This is a genomic window from Pseudomonas edaphica (genome assembly GCF_005863185.1).
Classification (GTDB): domain Bacteria; phylum Pseudomonadota; class Gammaproteobacteria; order Pseudomonadales; family Pseudomonadaceae; genus Aquipseudomonas; species Aquipseudomonas edaphica.
Map to the genome: position 1 here is coordinate 1 of NZ_VBVZ01000958.1, position 1,481 is coordinate 1,481.

General features: G+C 55.2%; 1 protein-coding gene. It reads left to right on the top strand.

Annotated features, from left to right (window positions below):
• Positions 1 to 258: 258 nt before the first annotated feature.
• Positions 259 to 1,481: NADP-dependent isocitrate dehydrogenase (icd, locus tag FEM54_RS32470; protein ID WP_138454271.1), on the top strand; the 1,223-nt coding region annotated here is incomplete at its 3' end.

The window sequence follows — 1,481 nt, forward strand, 5'->3', positions numbered from 1 at the left end:
ATACATAGGTCGCTATGCTTACGCCGAGCCTTCATACAAAAGGTGTGTCGTCCATTGGTCTAAAGGTCGCAGGTCCCAGACTGCGACCAAAGTCGCACGATGTGCTCAAGATTGGCGATTTTGTCTTTGCTTTCAGGCTTGTAGGCGACAAATTATGCTGTTTTCGATGCAAATGAGCATGGCGTGAGGTTTCAGTCGCCATTTATCTGGAGTAGGCTCGAACGCAGCCAGATGTTCAATCCATAGATGGAGTTCAGCATGGGATACAAGAAGATTCAGGTTCCGGCAGTCGGCGACAAAATCACCGTCAATGCAGACCATTCTCTCAATGTTCCTGACCAACCGATCATCCCTTATATAGAAGGCGACGGTATTGGCGTCGACATCAGCCCGGTGATGATCAAGGTGGTCGACGCAGCTGTTGAAAAGGCCTACGGCGGAAAACGCAAAATCTCCTGGATGGAGGTGTATGCCGGCGAGAAGGCGACTCAAGTCTACGACCAGGACACCTGGCTGCCCCAGGAAACCCTGGATGCGGTCAAGGATTACGTGGTTTCCATCAAAGGCCCGCTGACCACGCCGGTTGGCGGCGGCATCCGTTCGCTGAACGTGGCCCTGCGTCAGCAGCTCGATTTATATGTGTGCCTGCGCCCGGTGCGCTGGTTTGAAGGCGTGCCCAGCCCGGTCAAGAAGCCTGGCGACGTCGATATGACCATCTTCCGTGAAAACTCCGAAGACATTTACGCCGGTATCGAGTGGAAGGCCGGTTCGCCGGAAGCCATCAAGGTGATCAAGTTCCTCAAGGAAGAAATGGGCGTTACCAAGATCCGTTTCGACCAGGACTGTGGCATTGGCATCAAGCCGGTTTCCAAGGAAGGCACCGAGCGCCTGGCGCGCAAAGCCCTGCAATATGTAGTGGATAATGATCGTGATTCGCTGACCATTGTGCACAAAGGCAACATCATGAAGTTCACCGAGGGTGCCTTCAAAGAGTGGGCCTACGGTATTGCCGAAAAAGAATTTGGCGCGACCCTGCTCGACGGCGGCCCGTGGATGCAGTTCAAAAACCCGAAGACCGGCAAGAATGTGGTGGTCAAGGACGCGATTGCCGATGCCATGCTCCAGCAGATTCTACTGCGCCCGGCGGAATATGATGTGATCGCCACGCTTAACCTCAACGGTGACTACCTGTCTGACGCGCTGGCGGCGGAAGTGGGTGGTATTGGTATTGCGCCGGGGGCCAATCTCTCCGACACCGTGGCAATGTTCGAGGCCACCCACGGTACTGCGCCTAAATATGCCGGCAAGGATCAGGTCAACCCGGGTTCGCTGATCTTGTCGGCGGAAATGATGCTGCGGCACATGGGCTGGACTGAGGCGGCGGATTTGATCATCAAAGGCACCAATGGCGCGATTTCGGCGAAGACCGTGACCTATGACTTTGAGCGTTTGATGGACGGCGCGAAGCTGGTGTCGTCGTC